The organism is Sulfoacidibacillus ferrooxidans, assembly GCF_022606465.1.
Taxonomy (GTDB): Bacteria; Bacillota; Bacilli; order Alicyclobacillales; family SLC66; genus Sulfoacidibacillus; species Sulfoacidibacillus ferrooxidans.
This window is the reverse complement of record NZ_JALBUF010000091.1, coordinates 1-437: the sequence shown is the minus strand read 5'-3', so window position 1 is coordinate 437 and position 437 is coordinate 1. Positions and strand designations below refer to the sequence as shown.

Here is a 437-nt window from a genome sequence, read left to right as displayed (position 1 = left end):
TAATGCCTCCTTTGACAATCTATCTAGCGGTAGCTACTATGTTGTGCAAACCTATGATGGCCAGCAAAGTGCTCAATCGAATACGGTGACCTTCAGTGATCAAAGCACATTAGCAACTCCGTCTCTTACTGTGATGGATACCAATGGTGTAGAGGACTTAGCTGTGAGTAATGCCACTCCAGATGCAACCGTCAATCTGTTTACTTCATCTGGTCAAGTAGTTAGTGCCACTACAGCGGATTCAAATGGTAATGCCTCCTTTGACAATCTGTCTAGCGGTAGCTACTATGTCGTGCAAACCTATGATGGCCAGCAAAGTGCTCAATCGAATACGGTGACTTATACTGCTCAATCGACTGTAGCCACCCCTTCTCTTGTCGTGAATGACAACAATGGTTTGGCAGAAGTAGATGTGAGTAACGCGGCTCCAGATGCAA

At 45.5% G+C, this 437-nt stretch carries 1 protein-coding gene; it reads left to right on the top strand.

Annotation, left to right across the window (positions count from 1 at the left end; genetic code table 11):
- Positions 1–437, top strand: a 437-nt coding sequence (locus tag MM817_RS16515) for an SdrD B-like domain-containing protein (RefSeq protein ID WP_241717153.1), incomplete at both ends; no start/stop codon positions are given.